This window comes from Pseudomonas sp. UBA6753 (assembly GCF_002453565.1).
Lineage (GTDB): Bacteria > Pseudomonadota > Gammaproteobacteria > Pseudomonadales > Pseudomonadaceae > Aquipseudomonas > Aquipseudomonas putida_Z.
Genome location: NZ_DKHD01000011.1, coordinates 101,399 through 116,845 on the forward strand (window position 1 = coordinate 101,399; position 15,447 = coordinate 116,845).

Annotated in this window: 13 protein-coding genes; 8 read left to right on the plus strand and 5 right to left on the minus strand. The window is 62.3% G+C overall.

Going from position 1 to position 15,447, the window contains the following annotated elements; translation table 11 throughout:
* Nucleotides 1-76 precede the first annotated feature (76 nt).
* From glyQ to B2790_RS05565, 4 genes are read left to right on the plus strand one after another with little or no spacing between them, the layout of a single operon-like run.
* On the plus strand, nt 77-1,024 hold the full coding sequence (glyQ, locus tag B2790_RS05550; protein ID WP_025337182.1) for a glycine--tRNA ligase subunit alpha: 948 nt from the start codon (nt 77-79) through the stop codon (nt 1,022-1,024).
* The gene (gene glyS, locus B2790_RS05555) at nt 1,021-3,072 is read left to right on the plus strand and encodes a glycine--tRNA ligase subunit beta (protein ID WP_085588885.1); all 2,052 of its coding nucleotides are present in this window, start codon (nt 1,021-1,023) and stop codon (nt 3,070-3,072) included. Before glyQ ends, glyS begins: the two co-directional genes overlap by 4 nt.
* Before the next feature lie 3 nt (nt 3,073-3,075).
* Nucleotides 3,076-3,603 carry a D-glycero-beta-D-manno-heptose 1,7-bisphosphate 7-phosphatase gene (gmhB, locus tag B2790_RS05560; RefSeq protein ID WP_025337180.1) on the plus strand — a complete coding sequence of 176 codons (528 nt, stop codon included), beginning with the start codon at nt 3,076-3,078 and terminating at the stop codon, nt 3,601-3,603.
* 46 nt (nt 3,604-3,649) lie between these two features.
* On the plus strand, nt 3,650-4,420 hold the full coding sequence (locus B2790_RS05565; protein WP_286918428.1) for a lysophospholipid acyltransferase family protein: 771 nt from the start codon (nt 3,650-3,652) through the stop codon (nt 4,418-4,420).
* Nucleotides 4,421-4,636: 216 nt separating this feature from the next.
* Here B2790_RS05565 and B2790_RS05570 read toward each other — a convergent pair whose 3' ends face one another.
* Both B2790_RS05570 and B2790_RS05575 read right to left on the minus strand, forming a co-directional pair.
* Nucleotides 4,637-6,256, minus strand: coding sequence for an MFS transporter (locus tag B2790_RS05570; RefSeq protein ID WP_247846752.1), 1,620 nt, complete (start codon nt 6,254-6,256; stop codon nt 4,637-4,639).
* A 98-nt stretch (nt 6,257-6,354) separates the two neighbouring features.
* Nucleotides 6,355-8,001: a GMC family oxidoreductase gene (locus B2790_RS05575; RefSeq protein ID WP_286918429.1), complete on the minus strand. Its 1,647-nt coding sequence runs from the start codon at nt 7,999-8,001 to the stop codon at nt 6,355-6,357.
* A gap of 221 nt (nt 8,002-8,222) precedes the next feature.
* Here B2790_RS05575 and B2790_RS05580 point away from each other — a divergent pair, with 221 nt between their 5' ends.
* Nucleotides 8,223-9,110, plus strand: coding sequence for a LysR family transcriptional regulator (locus B2790_RS05580; RefSeq protein ID WP_013970255.1), 888 nt, complete (start codon nt 8,223-8,225; stop codon nt 9,108-9,110).
* Here the strand turns inward: B2790_RS05580 and B2790_RS05585 are convergent.
* Genes B2790_RS05585 through B2790_RS05595 form a run of 3 tightly spaced genes read right to left on the minus strand, consistent with a single transcriptional unit; the run spans nt 9,099 to nt 12,109 of the window.
* Nucleotides 9,099-9,917, minus strand: a complete 819-nt coding sequence (locus B2790_RS05585) for a sulfite exporter TauE/SafE family protein (protein ID WP_286918430.1) — start codon at nt 9,915-9,917, stop codon at nt 9,099-9,101. The two genes, B2790_RS05580 and B2790_RS05585, sit on opposite strands and share 12 nt — an antisense overlap.
* The gene (locus tag B2790_RS05590) at nt 9,914-11,185 is read right to left on the minus strand and encodes an NAD(P)/FAD-dependent oxidoreductase (RefSeq protein ID WP_286918431.1); all 1,272 of its coding nucleotides are present in this window, start codon (nt 11,183-11,185) and stop codon (nt 9,914-9,916) included. The genes B2790_RS05585 and B2790_RS05590 overlap by 4 nt, the downstream gene beginning before the upstream one ends.
* A 39-nt stretch (nt 11,186-11,224) precedes the next feature.
* On the minus strand, nt 11,225-12,109 hold the full coding sequence (locus B2790_RS05595) for an MBL fold metallo-hydrolase (protein ID WP_075046828.1): 885 nt from the start codon (nt 12,107-12,109) through the stop codon (nt 11,225-11,227).
* Nucleotides 12,110-12,331: 222 nt separating this feature from the next.
* On the opposite strand from B2790_RS05595, the gene B2790_RS05600 reads away from it, so the two are divergent.
* From B2790_RS05600 to B2790_RS05610, 3 genes are all read left to right on the plus strand, one after another.
* Nucleotides 12,332-13,624, plus strand: a complete 1,293-nt coding sequence (locus B2790_RS05600) for a sigma-54 interaction domain-containing protein (RefSeq protein WP_286918432.1) — start codon at nt 12,332-12,334, stop codon at nt 13,622-13,624.
* A gap of 241 nt (nt 13,625-13,865) precedes the next feature.
* Nucleotides 13,866-14,273 carry an RcnB family protein gene (locus B2790_RS05605; RefSeq protein WP_286918433.1) on the plus strand — a complete coding sequence of 136 codons (408 nt, stop codon included), beginning with the start codon at nt 13,866-13,868 and terminating at the stop codon, nt 14,271-14,273.
* A 737-nt stretch (nt 14,274-15,010) separates the two neighbouring features.
* Nucleotides 15,011-15,412, plus strand: a complete 402-nt coding sequence (locus tag B2790_RS05610; protein WP_012269857.1) for a hypothetical protein — start codon at nt 15,011-15,013, stop codon at nt 15,410-15,412.
* The last annotated feature ends 35 nt before the right edge of the window (nt 15,413-15,447 follow it).

The following is a 15,447-nucleotide window of genomic DNA, read 5'->3' on the forward strand; positions in this document are numbered from 1 at the left end:
CAATGAGTAGAGGGCGAGGCGAATCAGGTTATACTCCCGCTCTTTACATCCGCATCCCCAGATACAGGTGAATTTCGTGAGCCAGCCTACGCCAGCCGTGCGTACCTTCCAAGACCTGATCCTCGCCCTGCAGAACTACTGGGCCGAGCAAGGTTGTGTGGTGCTTCAGCCCTACGATATGGAAGTAGGCGCCGGCACTTTCCACACCGCTACATTCCTGCGCGCCGTGGGTCCAGAAACCTGGAACGCCGCCTATGTGCAGCCTAGCCGTCGCCCTGCCGACGGGCGGTATGGCGAAAACCCCAACCGCCTGCAGCACTACTACCAGTTCCAGGTGGTACTGAAGCCCAACCCGGCCAACTTCCAGGAGCTGTACCTCGGCTCGCTGAAAGCCATCGGCCTGGACCCGCTGGTCCACGACATTCGCTTCGTCGAAGACAACTGGGAATCGCCGACCCTCGGCGCCTGGGGCCTGGGCTGGGAAATCTGGCTCAACGGCATGGAAGTCACCCAGTTCACCTACTTCCAGCAGGTAGGCGGTATCGAGTGCTACCCGGTCACCGGTGAAATCACCTACGGCCTGGAGCGCCTGGCCATGTACATCCAGGGCGTCGACTCGGTGTACGACCTGGTGTGGGCCGACGGCCCGTTCGGCAAGGTCACCTACGGCGACGTGTTCCACCAGAACGAGGTGGAGCAGTCGACCTACAACTTCGAGCACGCCAACGTCGAGAAGCTGTTCGAACTGTTCGACTTCTACGAAAGCGAAGCCAACCGCCTGATCAAGCTGGACCTGCCGCTGCCGACCTATGAAATGGTGCTGAAGGCCTCGCACACCTTCAACCTGCTGGACGCCCGCCGTGCCATCTCGGTAACCGAGCGCCAGCGCTACATCCTGCGTGTACGTACCCTGGCCCGGGACGTGGCGCAAAGCTATCTGCAAGCCCGCGCACGCCTGGGCTTCCCGATGGCCACCCCTGAACTGCGTGACGAAGTGTTGGCTAAGCTGGAGGCTGCACAATGAGTGCTCAAGATTTCCTGGTAGAACTGGGCACCGAAGAGCTGCCACCGAAGGCCCTCGCCAGCCTCGGCGAAGCCTTCCTGGCTGGTATCGAGAAAGGCCTGCAGGCCGCTGGCCTGAACTACACCGGCAAGCAGGTTTACGCCGCGCCGCGTCGCCTGGCCGTGCTGATCCGCCAGCTGGACGTGCAGCAGCCTGACCGCAGCATCAATATCGACGGCCCGCCCCTGCAGGCTGCTTTCAAAGACGGCGAGCCGACCCAGGCTGCCTTGGGCTTTGCCAAGAAATGCGGTGTGGATCTGTCGGAAATCGACCAGACCGGCGCCAAGCTGCGTTTCTCCCAGCACATCCCGGGCAAGGCCACCGCTGGCCTGCTGCCGACCATCGTCGAAGATTCGCTCAACGACCTGCCGATCCCCAAGCGCATGCGCTGGGCGGCCAGCCGTGAAGAGTTCGTGCGCCCGACCCAATGGCTGGTGATGCTGCTGGGCGACCAGGTGGTCGACTGCACCATCCTGTCGCAGAAGGCCGGCCGTGAATCCCGTGGCCACCGCTTCCACCACCCGGAAAACGTGGTCATCACCACCCCGGCCAACTACGTCGAAGACCTGCGCAAAGCCTACGTGCTGGCCGACTTCGCCGAGCGCCGCGAGCTGATCAGCAAGCGTACCGCCGAACTGGCCATGCAGCAGGAAGGCAGCGCCATCGTGCCGCCGGCACTGCTGGACGAAGTGACCGCCCTGGTCGAGTGGCCGGTGCCGCTGGTGTGCTCGTTCGAGGAGCGTTTCCTCGAAGTGCCACAGGAAGCCCTGATCACCACCATGCAGGACAACCAGAAGTACTTCTGCCTGCTGGACAGCGAAGGCAAGCTGCTGCCGCGCTTCATCACCGTGGCCAACGTCGAGAGCCGCGACCCGAAGCAGATCGTGCAAGGCAACGAGAAGGTCGTGCGCCCACGCCTGACCGACGCCGAGTTCTTCTTCAAGCAGGACAAGAAGCAGCCGCTGGAAACCTTCAACGAGCGCCTGAAGAACGTGGTGTTCCAGGCTCAGCTGGGTACCGTGTACGACAAGGCCGAGCGCGTTTCCAGGCTGGCCGCCTTCATCGCCCCGCTGATCGGCGGCGACGCCCAGCGCGCCGGCCGTGCCGGCCTGCTGTCGAAGTGCGACCTGGCCACCGAGATGGTCGGCGAGTTCCCTGAAATGCAGGGTGTGGCCGGTTACTACTACGCGCTCAACGACGGTGAGCCGGAAGATGTGGCCCTGGCCCTGAACGAGCAGTACATGCCGCGCGGTGCTGGCGCCGAGCTGCCGCAGACCCTCACCGGTGCTGCCGTGGCCATCGCCGACAAGCTCGACACCCTGGTCGGCATTTTCGGCATCGGCATGCTGCCTACCGGCAGCAAGGACCCGTACGCCCTGCGCCGTGCCGCCCTGGGCGTGCTGCGTATCCTGATCGAGAAGCAGCTGGACCTGGACCTGACCGGTGCGGTCGAGTTCGCGGTCAAGCAGTTCGGCACCAAGGTCAAGGCCGCCGGCCTGGCCGAACAGGTGCTGGAGTTCATCTTCGACCGCCTGCGTGCGCGTTACGAAGACGAAGGCATCGACGTGGCCACCTACCTGTCGGTACGTGCCCTGCAGCCAGGTTCTGCCCTGGACTTCGACCAGCGCGTGCAAGCTGTACAAGCCTTCCGCAAGCTGCCGGAAGCCGAGGCCCTGGCCGCGGTGAACAAGCGCGTGTCGAACCTGCTGAGCAAGGCCGAAGGCGCCATCGCCGATCACGTCGAGCCGAAGTACTTCGACAACGCCAACGAGTTCTCCCTGTACTCGGCCATCCAGCAGGCCGACCAGGCCGTGCAACCGATGGCTGCTGCACGCCAGTACAGCGAATCGCTGGCCCGCCTGGCGGCCCTGCGTGACCCGGTCGACGCCTTCTTCGAGGCGGTGATGGTCAACGCCGAGGATGCCAAGGTACGCGCCAACCGTTATGCCCTGCTCAGCCGCCTGCGCGGCCTGTTCCTGGGCGTGGCCGACATTTCGCTGCTGGGGTAAGCCTTGAAACTGCTGATTCTCGACCGTGACGGAGTCATCAACTACGACTCCGACGCCTACATCAAGACGCTGGACGAGTGGGTGCCGATCCCTGGCTCGGTCGAAGCGATCGCGCAGTTGAGCAAGGCGGGCTGGACGGTGGCCGTGGCCACCAACCAGTCCGGCATTGCCCGTGGCTACTATGCGCTGGCAACCCTCGAGGCCATGCACGCGCGCCTGCGCGCGCTGGTGGCCGAGCAGGGTGGCGAGGTGGGTCACATCGTGTATTGCCCGCACGGGCCGGACGAAGGCTGCGATTGCCGCAAGCCCAAGCCTGGCATGCTGCGGGCGATCGCCGAGCATTACCAGGTCGGCCTGGAAGGCGTCTGGTTCGTTGGCGACAGCAAAGGTGACCTGGAGGCCGCCCTGGCCGTCGGTGCACAACCCGTGTTGGTGAAAACCGGCAAGGGCGAGCGGACCCTGGAAAAAGGCGTCCCGGAAACTACACTGATTTTCGACGATCTGGCAGCTATCGCCAGAGAACTAATTTAAACAGTGCGCCTTCGGGCGCATTTTTCTCAGGCGGGCATGCCCCGCAATGGTACAAGCCACTATGTCGATCCTGCAGGCGATCAGAATCTTTCTTTTTTACCTGCTGCTGGGCACCAGTTCGCTGCTGTGGTGCTCGCTGAGCTTCTTCGTCGCGCCGTTCCTGTCGTTCCCCAAGCGCTACAAGTTCATCAACGTGTACTGGTGCCGTTGCGCGTTGTTCCTGGTGCGCACCATCTTGGGTATCGACTACAAGATCACTGGCGCCGAGAACGTGCCTGATGAGCCTTGCGTGATCCTGTCCAACCACCAGAGCACCTGGGAAACCTTCTTCCTTTCCCAGTATTTCTCGCCGCTGAGCCAGGTGCTCAAGCGCGAGTTGCTGTACGTGCCGTTCTTCGGTTGGGCCATGGCCATGCTGCGGCCGATCGCGATCAACCGCGATAACCCCAAGGAAGCCCTGCGCCAGGTAGCTAGCAAGGGTGACGAGTTGCTCAAGCAGAAGACCTGGGTGCTGATCTTCCCGGAAGGCACCCGCGTGCCATTCGGCACCATGGGCAAGTTCTCCCGTGGTGGTACCGCGCTGGCAGTGAATGCCGGGTTGCCGGTGCTGCCGATTGCCCATAACGCCGGCAAGTTCTGGCCGAAGACCGGTTGGGGCAAGCGCGCTGGCACCATCGAGGTGGTGATTGGCGAACCGATGTACGCCAACGGCACCGGACCACGGGCCATCGCCGAGCTCAACGACCGCGCCGCGGCGTGGAACGAAGCGACCCAGCGGGCCATGGGTTCGCTGCCGCCAGCAGAGGAAAAACCCTAGGAACAGATGGCCTGACCATCTGTGGATAACTTGTGAACTGTTTTTGGATTAAAAGCTTGAAGTGATAGCTAAGTGTTTGAATTAGCTGTTTATTTCTGTGTATGACATTTTTCTGAAAATCGTGCATAAGTTTTTTTGGGGCATAAGAAAACCGGCTTTTACAGCCGGTTTTTTTATTGCCTCATGCGGGCGTTTAGAAACGACCCGTTGCAGCCGTCAGATCTTGTCGATATCCACATCCCTGGTTTCTTTCAGGCAGAAGATCCCCACCACCAGGCTGATCCCGGTCACCAGCACCGGGTACCACAGCCCATAGAAGATATCCCCGGTGTACACCACCAGCGCGAACGACACCGTTGGCAGGAAGCCACCGAACCAGCCGTTGCCAATGTGGTAGGGCAGCGACATGGAGGTGTAGCGGATGCGAGTGGGGAACAGCTCGACCATCACCGCCGCCAGCGGGCCATAGGTCATGGTCGCGATCAGGATCATCGCCACGATCAGCACCACCACCATCACCTGGTTGACCTGCCCAGGGTCGGCCTTGGCCGGGTAGCCGGCCTGTTCCACCGCCGCACGCATGGCCGCTTCGTCGAAGCCGTTGATGGTCTTGTCACCGATGTTAACCACCACATCGCTGCCGGCCACATCCACAGAGCTGTACGGTAGGCCTTGCTTGACCAGGAAGGTCTTGACCTTGTCGCAAGGGCTGTCGAAACGCGCCTTGCCCACCGGGTCGAACTGGAAGGTGCAGCCTTGCGGGTCGGCAGTGACAACGATCGGCGCCTGGCGGCTGGCCGCGTCGATCTGTGGGTTGGCGTAGTGGCTCAGCGCCTTGAACAGCGGGAAGTACAGCACCGTGGCCAGCAGCAGGCCGAGCATCAGGATCGGCTTGCGGCCAATACGGTCGGACAACCAGCCGAAGAACACGAAGAACGGCGCACCAATGACCACGCTGATGATCAGCAGGGTGTTGGCCTGGGCCGGGTCCATCTTCAGCATCTGGGTCATGAAGAACAGCACGTAGAACTGCGCCGTGTAGAAGGTCACGGCCTGCCCGGCGTTGATGCTGAACAGGGCGGTGAGCACCACTTTCAGGTTCGGCCAGGAGGTGAACGACTCACGGATCGGCGACTTGCTTACCTTGCCCTGAGCCTTCATTTTCACGAAGGCCGGCGACTCGTGCATGCTCATGCGGATCCAGGTGGAAATCGCCAGCAGCACGATCGACAGCAGGAACGGCAGGCGCCAACCCCAGGTTTCGAACTGGTCGCCACTGATATAGCGGCTGCCCAGCACCACCACCAGCGACAACAACAGGCCAAGGGTGGCGGTGGACTGGATGAAACCCGTGTGGAAACCGCGCTTGCCGGGCGGTGCATGCTCGGCCACATAGGTGGCCGCACCGCCGTATTCACCACCCAGCGCCAGCCCCTGCAGCATGCGCAGCACCACCAGGATGATCGGTGCCGCAATGCCGATGCTGGCGTAGGTGGGCAACAACCCCACCGCGAAGGTGGACAGGCCCATCAGCACGATGGTGACCAGGAAGGTGTACTTGCGCCCGATCATGTCGCCCAGCCGGCCAAACACCAGCGCCCCGAACGGCCGCACCAGGAAGCCGGCGGCAAAGGCCATGAGGGCGAAGATGAAGGCGGTGGTGTCGTTCACGCCAGCGAAGAACTGCTTGCTGATGACCGCTGCCAGCGCACCATAGAGAAAAAAGTCATACCACTCGAAAACAGTCCCGAGGGATGACGCGAAAATGATCTTGCGTTCTTCACGACGGCTGGAGCTGCTGGCCGCCGCACCCTGCTCTTGGATGTAATCCGACATCGTTGCTGTCCTCGGCCCGCAGGCCACAGTGATTATTCTTGTTGTTCCACTGTCGGCAGCTTCTGACCGCCAGCTGCCGGTACTGCACGCACCCGGGGTCAGGGCGTCGGTATTGCGTCTTCGTTCAGATAGGTCTGGGTGGCAGCTCCTTTGAGGATCAGTTGCGCCGCCTTCTCGGCGATCATCAGGGTGGGTGAACAAGTATTGCCGGAGGTGATCTGCGGCATGATCGAGGCGTCCGCCACGCGCAGGCCAGGGATGCCGTGTACGCGCAACTGGTTATCCACAACGTCCAGTTCACCATTGCCCATGCGGCAGGTGCCTACCGGGTGGAAGATGGTGGTGCCGATCTTGCCAGCGGCTTCGAACAGCTCTTCTTCGGTTTGCAGGGCTGGACCCGGCAGGTATTCCTTTGGGTCGAACGCAGCGAGGGCAGGGGCCTGGACGATACGCCGGGTAAGGCGAATGGAATCGGCGGCGACGCGCAGGTCCTGGGGGTCGCTGAGGTAGTTGGGGTCGATCAGCGGTGTGCTGTTCATGTCGCTGCTGCGGATATCGATACGCCCGCGGCTGGCCGGGCGCAGGTTGCACACCGAGGCGGTAAAGGCCGGGAACCTGTGCAGTGGCTCGCCAAAGCGCTCAAGTGACAGCGGCTGCACGTGGTACTGCAGGTTGGCGGTGGCCTGCTCCGGGCTCGAACGCACGAACGCACCCAGTTGGCTCGGCGCCATGGCCAGCGGGCCACTGCGGTCATAGAGGTAGCGCAGGCCCATGCCCATCTTGCCCCACAGGCTGTTGGCCATCTGGTTCAGGGTTCGGGTATTGCGGATCTGGTAGATCAGGCGCAGTTGCAGGTGATCCTGCAGGTTGCCGCCAACACCGGGCATGTCGTGACGCACGCCAATGCCCAGGCTTTCCAGTAACTGCCGCGGGCCGATGCCGGAGCGCTGCAGGATACCGGGAGAGCCCACAGCACCCGCACAGAGGATGATCTCGCGACGTGCCGCAAACTCGTGCCAGGCACCCTGCCAGAACGCCTTTACCGCCCGTGCACGGGTGTTGTTGAGCAGCACCTGGTCAACCTGAACGCCGGTCAGCACGGTGAGATTGGGGCGGTCCTTGATCGGCCGCAGGAAAGCCTTGGAAGCGTTCCAGCGCACACCGCTGCGTTGGTTGACCTGGAAATATCCACAGCCCTGGTTGTCGCCGGTATTGAAATCATCGACCTTGCCGATGCCGCTCTGCTCGGCGGCATCACGGAAGGCATCGAGGATCGGCCAGCTGTAGCGCTGGCGCTCGACCCGCCATTCGCCATCACCACCGTGGTGCTCGCTGGCGCCGGCAAAGTGGCTTTCGCTGGCCTTGAACAGCGGTAGTACGTCTTTCCAGGCCCAGCCGTCGTTGCCTTGCTCGGCCCAACGGTCGTAGTCGGCGGCCTGGCCGCGCATGTAGATCATGCCGTTGATCGAGGAGCAGCCACCCAGCACCTTGCCCCGTGGATAGCCCAGCGCACGACCGCCCAGGCCGGGCTGCGCCTCGGTCTTGAAGCACCAGTCGGTGCGCGGGTTGCCGATGCAATAGAGATAACCGACGGGGATATGGATCCAGGGATAGTTGTCGCGCCCACCCGCTTCCAGCAGCAGCACTTGGCAGGAAGGGTCGGCGGACAAACGATTGGCCAACAGGCAACCGGCGGGACCGGCCCCTACGACCACGTAGTCGAAGACAGAATCGGCTGATGGCATGTGCAACCTCGGGCCTGATTATTATTCTTGTCCCGATCCATCTTAGTGAGTAATTTCGTGGAGGAAACACGAGATTTCGCGCAGCTGCTGTGCGTTTTAGCACAGTGGCAAGTCTGTACTGGCCTCTTCGCGGGCACGCCCGCTCCCACAAGGTAACGCGATCCCTGTGAGAGCGGGCGTGCCCGCGAAGAGGCCGGAACGAACTGCCAAAAAGGATCAGCATGTTCGACTGGAACGATCTGCGGTTTTTCCTCGAGTTGCAGCGCAGCGGCCGCCTGCTTACCGCCGCCAAGCGCCTCAACACCACCCACAGCACCGTGGCCCGACACATCGAGAGCATCGAGCAAAGCCTGGGTACTGCGCTGTTCGTGCAGCATGCCCAGGGCTATGAACTGACCCCCTCGGGCCAGGCCCTGCTCAAGCACGCCGAAGCCATGGAAAACGTCGCCCTGCTGGCGCAGGAAGAAATCACCCAGGCCATCACGCCGCTGGGCAAGATTCGCCTGGGGGTGACCGAAGGCATCGGCATCATGTTCTTCACCCCGCGCATGAATGCGCTGTTCGACCGCTACCCCGGCCTGGAAGTGGAGCTGGTGGCGGTACCGCGCTTCGTCAGCATCCTCAACCGCGAGGCAGAGATCAGCATCCACCTGGAACGGCCCAACGCCGACCTGCTGATCACCCGCAAGCTCACCGACTATCGCCTGGCCCTGTACGCCAGCCAGGACTACCTGGATCGCGCGCCCCCGCTGCGCAACCGCGAGGACCTGGCCCGGCACAGTTGGATCGGCTACGTCGACGACTTGCTGTTCAGCCAGGAACTGCTGTTTCTCAACAGCTTCTGCCGGGCCCCCAACGTGGTGTTTCGCAGCACCAGCGTGATCGCCCAGCAAACCGCCGCCCGCGCCGGGTTGGGCATCGCCGTACTGCCCAACTACATGGCCCGCCACGACCCGACGCTGGTGCGCGTGCTGCCTGGCGAAACCATCCAGCGCAGCTACTGGATCTGCACCCGCCGCGAACTGCACAAGTCGGTGCGCCTGCGGGTGGTGTGGGACTACCTGCTGGCGCTGTGCGCGGCAGAACAGAGCGAGCTGCTAGCCCAGTAGCGCCTTGCCGGCCAGCAGCAGGGCCGCAGCCCAACCGGCCACGGCAAACATCTGCTGCAAGCGCGGCCCGGCCAGCCTGGCCGCCAATGGCCGCGCCAGTAGCAGGCCGAGCACCGCACCGACGGCGAACGGGGCGCCAACCTGCCAGTGCATGACCCCTGCGAGGCTGGCGCTGACCACACTGCCGGTGGACACCAGCGCGATCACCGCCAGCGAGGTGGAGACGATGCTGGCCATGCGCAGGTTGGTGTAGCGGTTAAGGGCCGGGATGATGACAAAGCCACCGCCCACGCCGAGCAGGCCGGATAGCAGCCCTGACAATGCACCGGTGAAGGCCAAGGCGCGCGCGCAGGGCAGGGTCCAGCGCAAACGGCCCTGCAGCGGGTTCAGCACGCAGGGTTCGATGTAGCGATGGGCATCATTGGCTTCGCCGCGCAGCTCCTTGGCCGCCTTGCGCCAGATGCGCAGGCAGGCATACACCAACACCCCGGCGAAAACCAACTGCAGCGGCGTGTTCGGCAGGCGGTGCGCCAGCACCAGCCCGAACGGCGCCGCTGCCACACCGATCAATGCGATGAACAGCGCCGCGCGGTAGCGCACCAGGCCCTGACGCAAGCCCAGCACAGCACCCACCGCTGCCGCCATGCCTACGGCCAGCAGGCCGACCGGTGCCGCCTCGACCATCGACAGCCCCAGGCCGAACACCAGCAAAGGCACTGCGAGAATGCCACCGCCGGCACCGGTCAACGCCAGCACGGCACCGATGATCGCGCCCAGGCTTGCTCCCAGTATTTGATGTTCGATCACCGCCGGCCCTCGGCTACCAACGGCTGTGGCCGTGCCAGCCACTCGCGGCCCTTGAGCATGCCTTTCCAGTACAAGGGTGGCAGCACCTGCGCCTTGAGCAACCAGGCCAGACGTGTCGGCTTGCGGCCATCCAGCAACCAGTTGGGGAAGCTTGGAGCCAGCTTGCCGCCATAGGTGAACTCGGCAAGGACGATCTTGCCGCGCTCGACGGTGAGCGGGCACGAGCCATAACCATCGTACTGTGCCAGGGTAGGCAACCTGCCCAGGGCCACCAGCACGTTGTTGGCCACGACCGGAGCCTGCTTGCGCGCAGCGGCGGCGGTCTTGGCATTGCTGGTGTTGGTCACGTCCCCAAGGGCATGGACATTGGTGAAGTGGCGATGGCGCAGGGTGTGCGGGTCGACATCGACCCAGCCGGCGCTGTCGGCCAACGGGCTTTCACGAATGAAGTCCGGTGCCACCTGCGGCGGTACCACGTGCAGCATGTCGAAGGGCTCGATACGGGTTTCGCTGCTGCCATCGGCCAAGGTGCGCACGAAGGTGGCGCGCTTGTTCGGGCCGTCCACGGCGACCAGGCGGTGGGAAAAATTGAGGTCCACGGCGTACTTGTCGATGTACTTCATCAGTGCGGGCACGTAGTCCGCCACTCCGAACAACACTGCGCCGGCATTGAAGAAGCTGGCTTTCACAGCCCCCAGGTGACCATGCCGCAGCCAGTGGTCGCAAGACAGGTACAGCGCCTTCTGCGGCGCGCCTGCGCACTTGATCGGCATGGGCGGCTGGCAAAACAGGGCTCGGCCTTGCTTGAGCTTCTGCACCAGTTCCCAGGTGTAGGGCGCCAGGTCATAGCGGTAGTTGGAGGTGACGCCGTTGCGGCCCAAGGTCTCGCTGAGGCCATCAATGGCCGCCCAATCCAGCTTGAGGCCGGGGCAGACCACCAACTGTTCATAACTGATGGCGCGGCCGCCTTCGAGGAGGACCAGTTGGCCCAGCGGGTCAAACCCCTGCACACGTGCCTTTATCCAGCGCACACCACGCGGAATGGTCGAGGCCATGGTGCGGGCAGTGCTTGGCGCCTTGAACACACCGGCACCGACCATGGTCCAGCCGGGCTGGTAGTAATGCACTTCGGCGGGGTCGATCAAGGTCACATCCAGCGACGGGTCACGGCTGATCAGGCTGGAAGCGGTGGCGATTCCGGCGGCGCCGGCACCGACGATGACCACTTTGTGGTGGTCGGTATTGGCAGGGGACAACAAGGCAGGCATGGCGGTAAATCCTGTAAATCTGGTTATGGGGCAGGGCGGTCATAGCTTGTTCAGCGGAATCTTCAGGTAGCTCACACCGTTATCTTCCGGCGCGGGGAATTGGCCGCTGCGCATGTTCACCTGCACCGAAGGCAGGATCAGCACGGGCATGTCGAGGGTCTTGTCGCGGGCTTCACGCATGGCGACGAAGCTGTCCTCATCGATGCCCTGGTGGATATGAATATTGTTGGCGCGCTGCTCGGCCACGGTGGTGACGTACTGCATGTCACGGCCACCAGGCAGGTAGTCGTGGCACATGAACAGCCGGGTCTGGTCGGGAAAGGCCAGCAGGCGACGGATCGAGCGGTACAGGGTACGGGCATCGGCCCCAGGGAAGTCGCAACGGGCGGTACCGTAGTCGGGCATGAACAGGGTGTCGCCGACGAACACCGCTGTCTCGCCGGCGTCCTCGATCATGAAGCTCATGCACGCAGGCGTGTGCCCCGGGGTGTGCAACGCGCGGGCATGCAGGTTGCCGATGCGGAAACCTTCCTCGTCCTCGAACAGCACATCGAACTGGCTGCCATCGCGGGCGAAGCCAGGCTCGGCGTTGAACAGAGCACCGAACACTTTCTGTACCTGGGTGATGTGCGCGCCGATGGCGGTATGGCCGCCGAGCTTTTCCTTCAAATAGGCCGCTGCCGAAAGGTGGTCGGCATGCACGTGGGTTTCCAGCACCCACTGCACGCTGGCTTCAAGCTCGGTCACGCGCTGGATCAGGCGGTCCGCCGACGCAGTGCAGGTGCACCCGGACTTGGGGTCGTAATCCAGCACACTGTCGATCAATGCGCATTGGCGGGTTTCACGGTCCATGACCAGGTAGCTGATGGTCGAGGTCGCCTTGTCGTAAAAGGCGTCCACGTGCAGGTTGTTGCCGATGATCATCGCGTTCTCCAATTTATCCGCGCAGCCTTGTACAGGCGTAGGCAGTGCCAGGAGGTTTATCAAGATGCATGCCAGGCATTTTCCTGCGCTTGGGCCAATGAAACCGGCCCGTTGCTGACAATTGCCGACGACAGTGGCAGCGCAGATGGCAGTCGACTGTCAGCCAATGGCAGTGTTTGGCAGTCCTTGTTACCCTTCGCCGGTCATCCAATCGGTGCCGTCATGCCTGAAGCCCATCCCCTCATCCTAGCTTTGGTTTCCTATCTTGAGCACGATGCCCTGCCAACCATCGTGCTGGATACCGACTACAACATCCTGGCGGCCAACGCTGCCTATCGCCGCCAGTTCGGTCGCCATGAGCAGGCGCCGCTGGGCGAGAAATGCCACAATGTCTCGCACCACTACGCCGTGCCTTGCGACCAGGCCGGCGAGCATTGCCCGATGCGCAAGGCGTGGCACAGCAAGGTTCCGGAGCGGGTGTTGCACATTCATCACACGCCACGCGGCCCCGAGCATGTGGATGTCGAGCTGCGGCCGATCCTGGATGAACAGGGCAGGGTGGTGGCCTTTGTCGAACGCCTGACCAGCATCACCCTCGCGTCGGCGCAGCCTCAGGAACAAGGCCTGGTCGGCCGGGCGCCAGCGTTCAAGGCGGCCCTGGCCAGCCTGCAACGTGCGGCGCCGGCGCAGATCCCGGTGTTGCTGCAGGGTGAGTCAGGTACCGGCAAGGAACTGTTCGCCCGTGCGGTGCACATGGGCAGCCCCAGGGCCAACGGCCCATTGGTGGTGGTCGACTGTACCGGCCTGACCGAGTCGTTGTTCGAAAGCGAGTTGTTCGGCTACGAGAAGGGCGCGTTCACCGGCGCCAACCAGCGCAAGATCGGCCTGGCTGAAGCGGCGCATGGCGGCACTCTGTTCCTCGATGAAATTGGCGAGGTACCGCTGGCGATGCAGGTGAAGCTGCTGCGCCTGATCGAGTCCGGCAGCTTCCGCCCGGTAGGTAGCCTGCGCACGATGCATTCGGATTTCCGCCTGGTGTCGGCAACCCATAAACCGCTCAGGCAAATGGTCGCGGACGGCACCTTCCGTGAAGACCTGTACTACCGCATCAGCGGCTTCCCGATCCGTCTGCCGGCATTGCGCGAACGCGTAGAGGACCTGCCCTTGCTCGCCCAGAGCCTGCTGCAGCGCATGGCAGGCAAGCCGACGCCCAGGCTGAGCGACGATGCCTTGCAGCAGCTTGGGCTGCATCCATTCCCGGGCAACATTCGCGAACTGCGCAACATTCTGGAAAGGGCGCGCTTGTTTGCCGATGACGGGCTGATCCGGCCCGAGCATTTGCCGGAGGATATTGGCCCGGCAGGGGCGATCAAGACAGGTGGCCGGCGCAATCACCTGGGTGAGCTGGCGCAGGCACTGGAACAGTTCAAGGGCTCGCGCAGTGAACTGGCCCGTCACCTTGGCCTGAGCGAGCGCACGCTGTATCGCCGGTTGAAGGAGCTTGGCCTGAATTGACGCGTTCGGTTAACGCGGTCTACAAGGGCCCGCGTATCCCCGAGGGCAACACACATCCTGTGGGAGCGGGTTCACCCGCGAACACCGGCGAAGCCGGTGCCATCCGCCGCGCCTCCTCAGACCTTTACCGGACCTTTACCTCTGTCCTGACATTAAGCGGGAATGATTGTGGTCTGATCAGTTAACCGAACCTGGCAACCAGTCAGCTCCCGCCAGGCGTCAACATGCAGAGGACCGCAAAATGAAGAAAACCCTGACCGTGATCTGCGCCGCGCTCATGCTCAGCACCCCCTTGGCCAGTTTCGCGCAGCCAGGCCCACCTGACCGGCATGATGGCGGCCCATCGCACCAGGGCAACCCACCGCATGGGCAGCCACAGTACCAAGGCCGACATGATAATGGTCGCGGTCCCGCCTACCGCGACCCGAACTTCCGCCCACAACAGGGCATGCCGGTTCCGCATCAACAGTGGCAACGTGGCCATGTGGTTGACCCGCACTACCGTGGCGACCGGTACTGGGTGACCGACTGGAAAGCACGCCACCTGTATGCGCCACCGCGTGATCACCGCTGGTTGTATGTGAACGGGGACTATGTGCTGGTGGCTATTGCCAGTGGTGTGATCGTCAACGTCCTCAGCGGTTACTGATTTCTGCAGGCACTAAAAAGCCCGCTTCCGCGGGCTTTTTAGTGCCTGACGATCTACACCGGATGTAGGTTCACAAAATAGGTGATAGGCCAGACCCCGTGAAATTGGAATCTTCGCCATTTTTTTTGTGAAATGAAGGGGTGCTTTTCACAGAAAAGCCGAGAAATCCCTACTCACCAATCACAAAAGTTGATTGGCCTGGAAAGGGCCGTTTACGACCGACGCGTGACTTTTCGGTAAGGGATGAGGAGTAGTCGCAGCGATCCTTTAGCTCCTAGTCTGGCGACCTTGGGTTCAGAATCCGACTGGCAATGCCCGCCGTCACTACTTCAGAGGAACCAGCTTCCTCTGCTGCCAAAATTGCGGGGGGCTCATGCTGGTACCCAGGCCCGACAAATGCGCAGTTGCAGCCCTCAATTGCAAGGCTATCCAAAGCGGCACGCGTGTCAATCAAGATCTGATGCATGACGATGGCCGGCCTCACGGAGGTGAAACCGGAGATTCAGATTGACTAAACCGACCCCGTAGACACCAACCTCCACGAAGGCCGCTATCGACCCAAAGCTGTCCTTCAAGAAAGGCAGCTAACGGCGAGAAGCGGTCATTTTGTATCTACAGGTTTCGGGGCGATTCACTCGTCTGATGCTCAGGAGCACCAGGATGGGCGTCAAGGAGGTGGTCATCTTGAGGTGGACTATGCTGACCAGTTGCTCTCAAATCTAATCGTGAGGTCCTCCATGGCAAACCCCAATCTGCTGGCTCTATTCAGAGATGAAGTCCTTCTGACCGGGCCTGAAAGCTCCCTTCCAAGCAACCTATCTCAGTTCTGGCTTGAGGAGCTCCAGAGTCATCTGGAGAGGTATTTCGACGGTTTGAACTCGGATTCAGATGCAGAAGAGAAGGATCTCGACATCTCTCTCCCACTCGCAGCGATCATCCACATCTTGTTCGCGAAGAATGGTGGGGAGGAGATATCCGAGAGCTCTGAAAAGCTGTACGAGTATTTCCAAGACTACCGGCTCGAACTGGCCCTTGAAGAGATCACGCGAAAGACTCATGTGGCTGCCGAGGCTGCAACCATTGAGACCATCTTCACCAACCGAGATGTCCTGGTGGAACAAGGCCCCCTTCTTCAATAGGTACCTCCACCGATGCCATCGCCGGCGGGCACGCT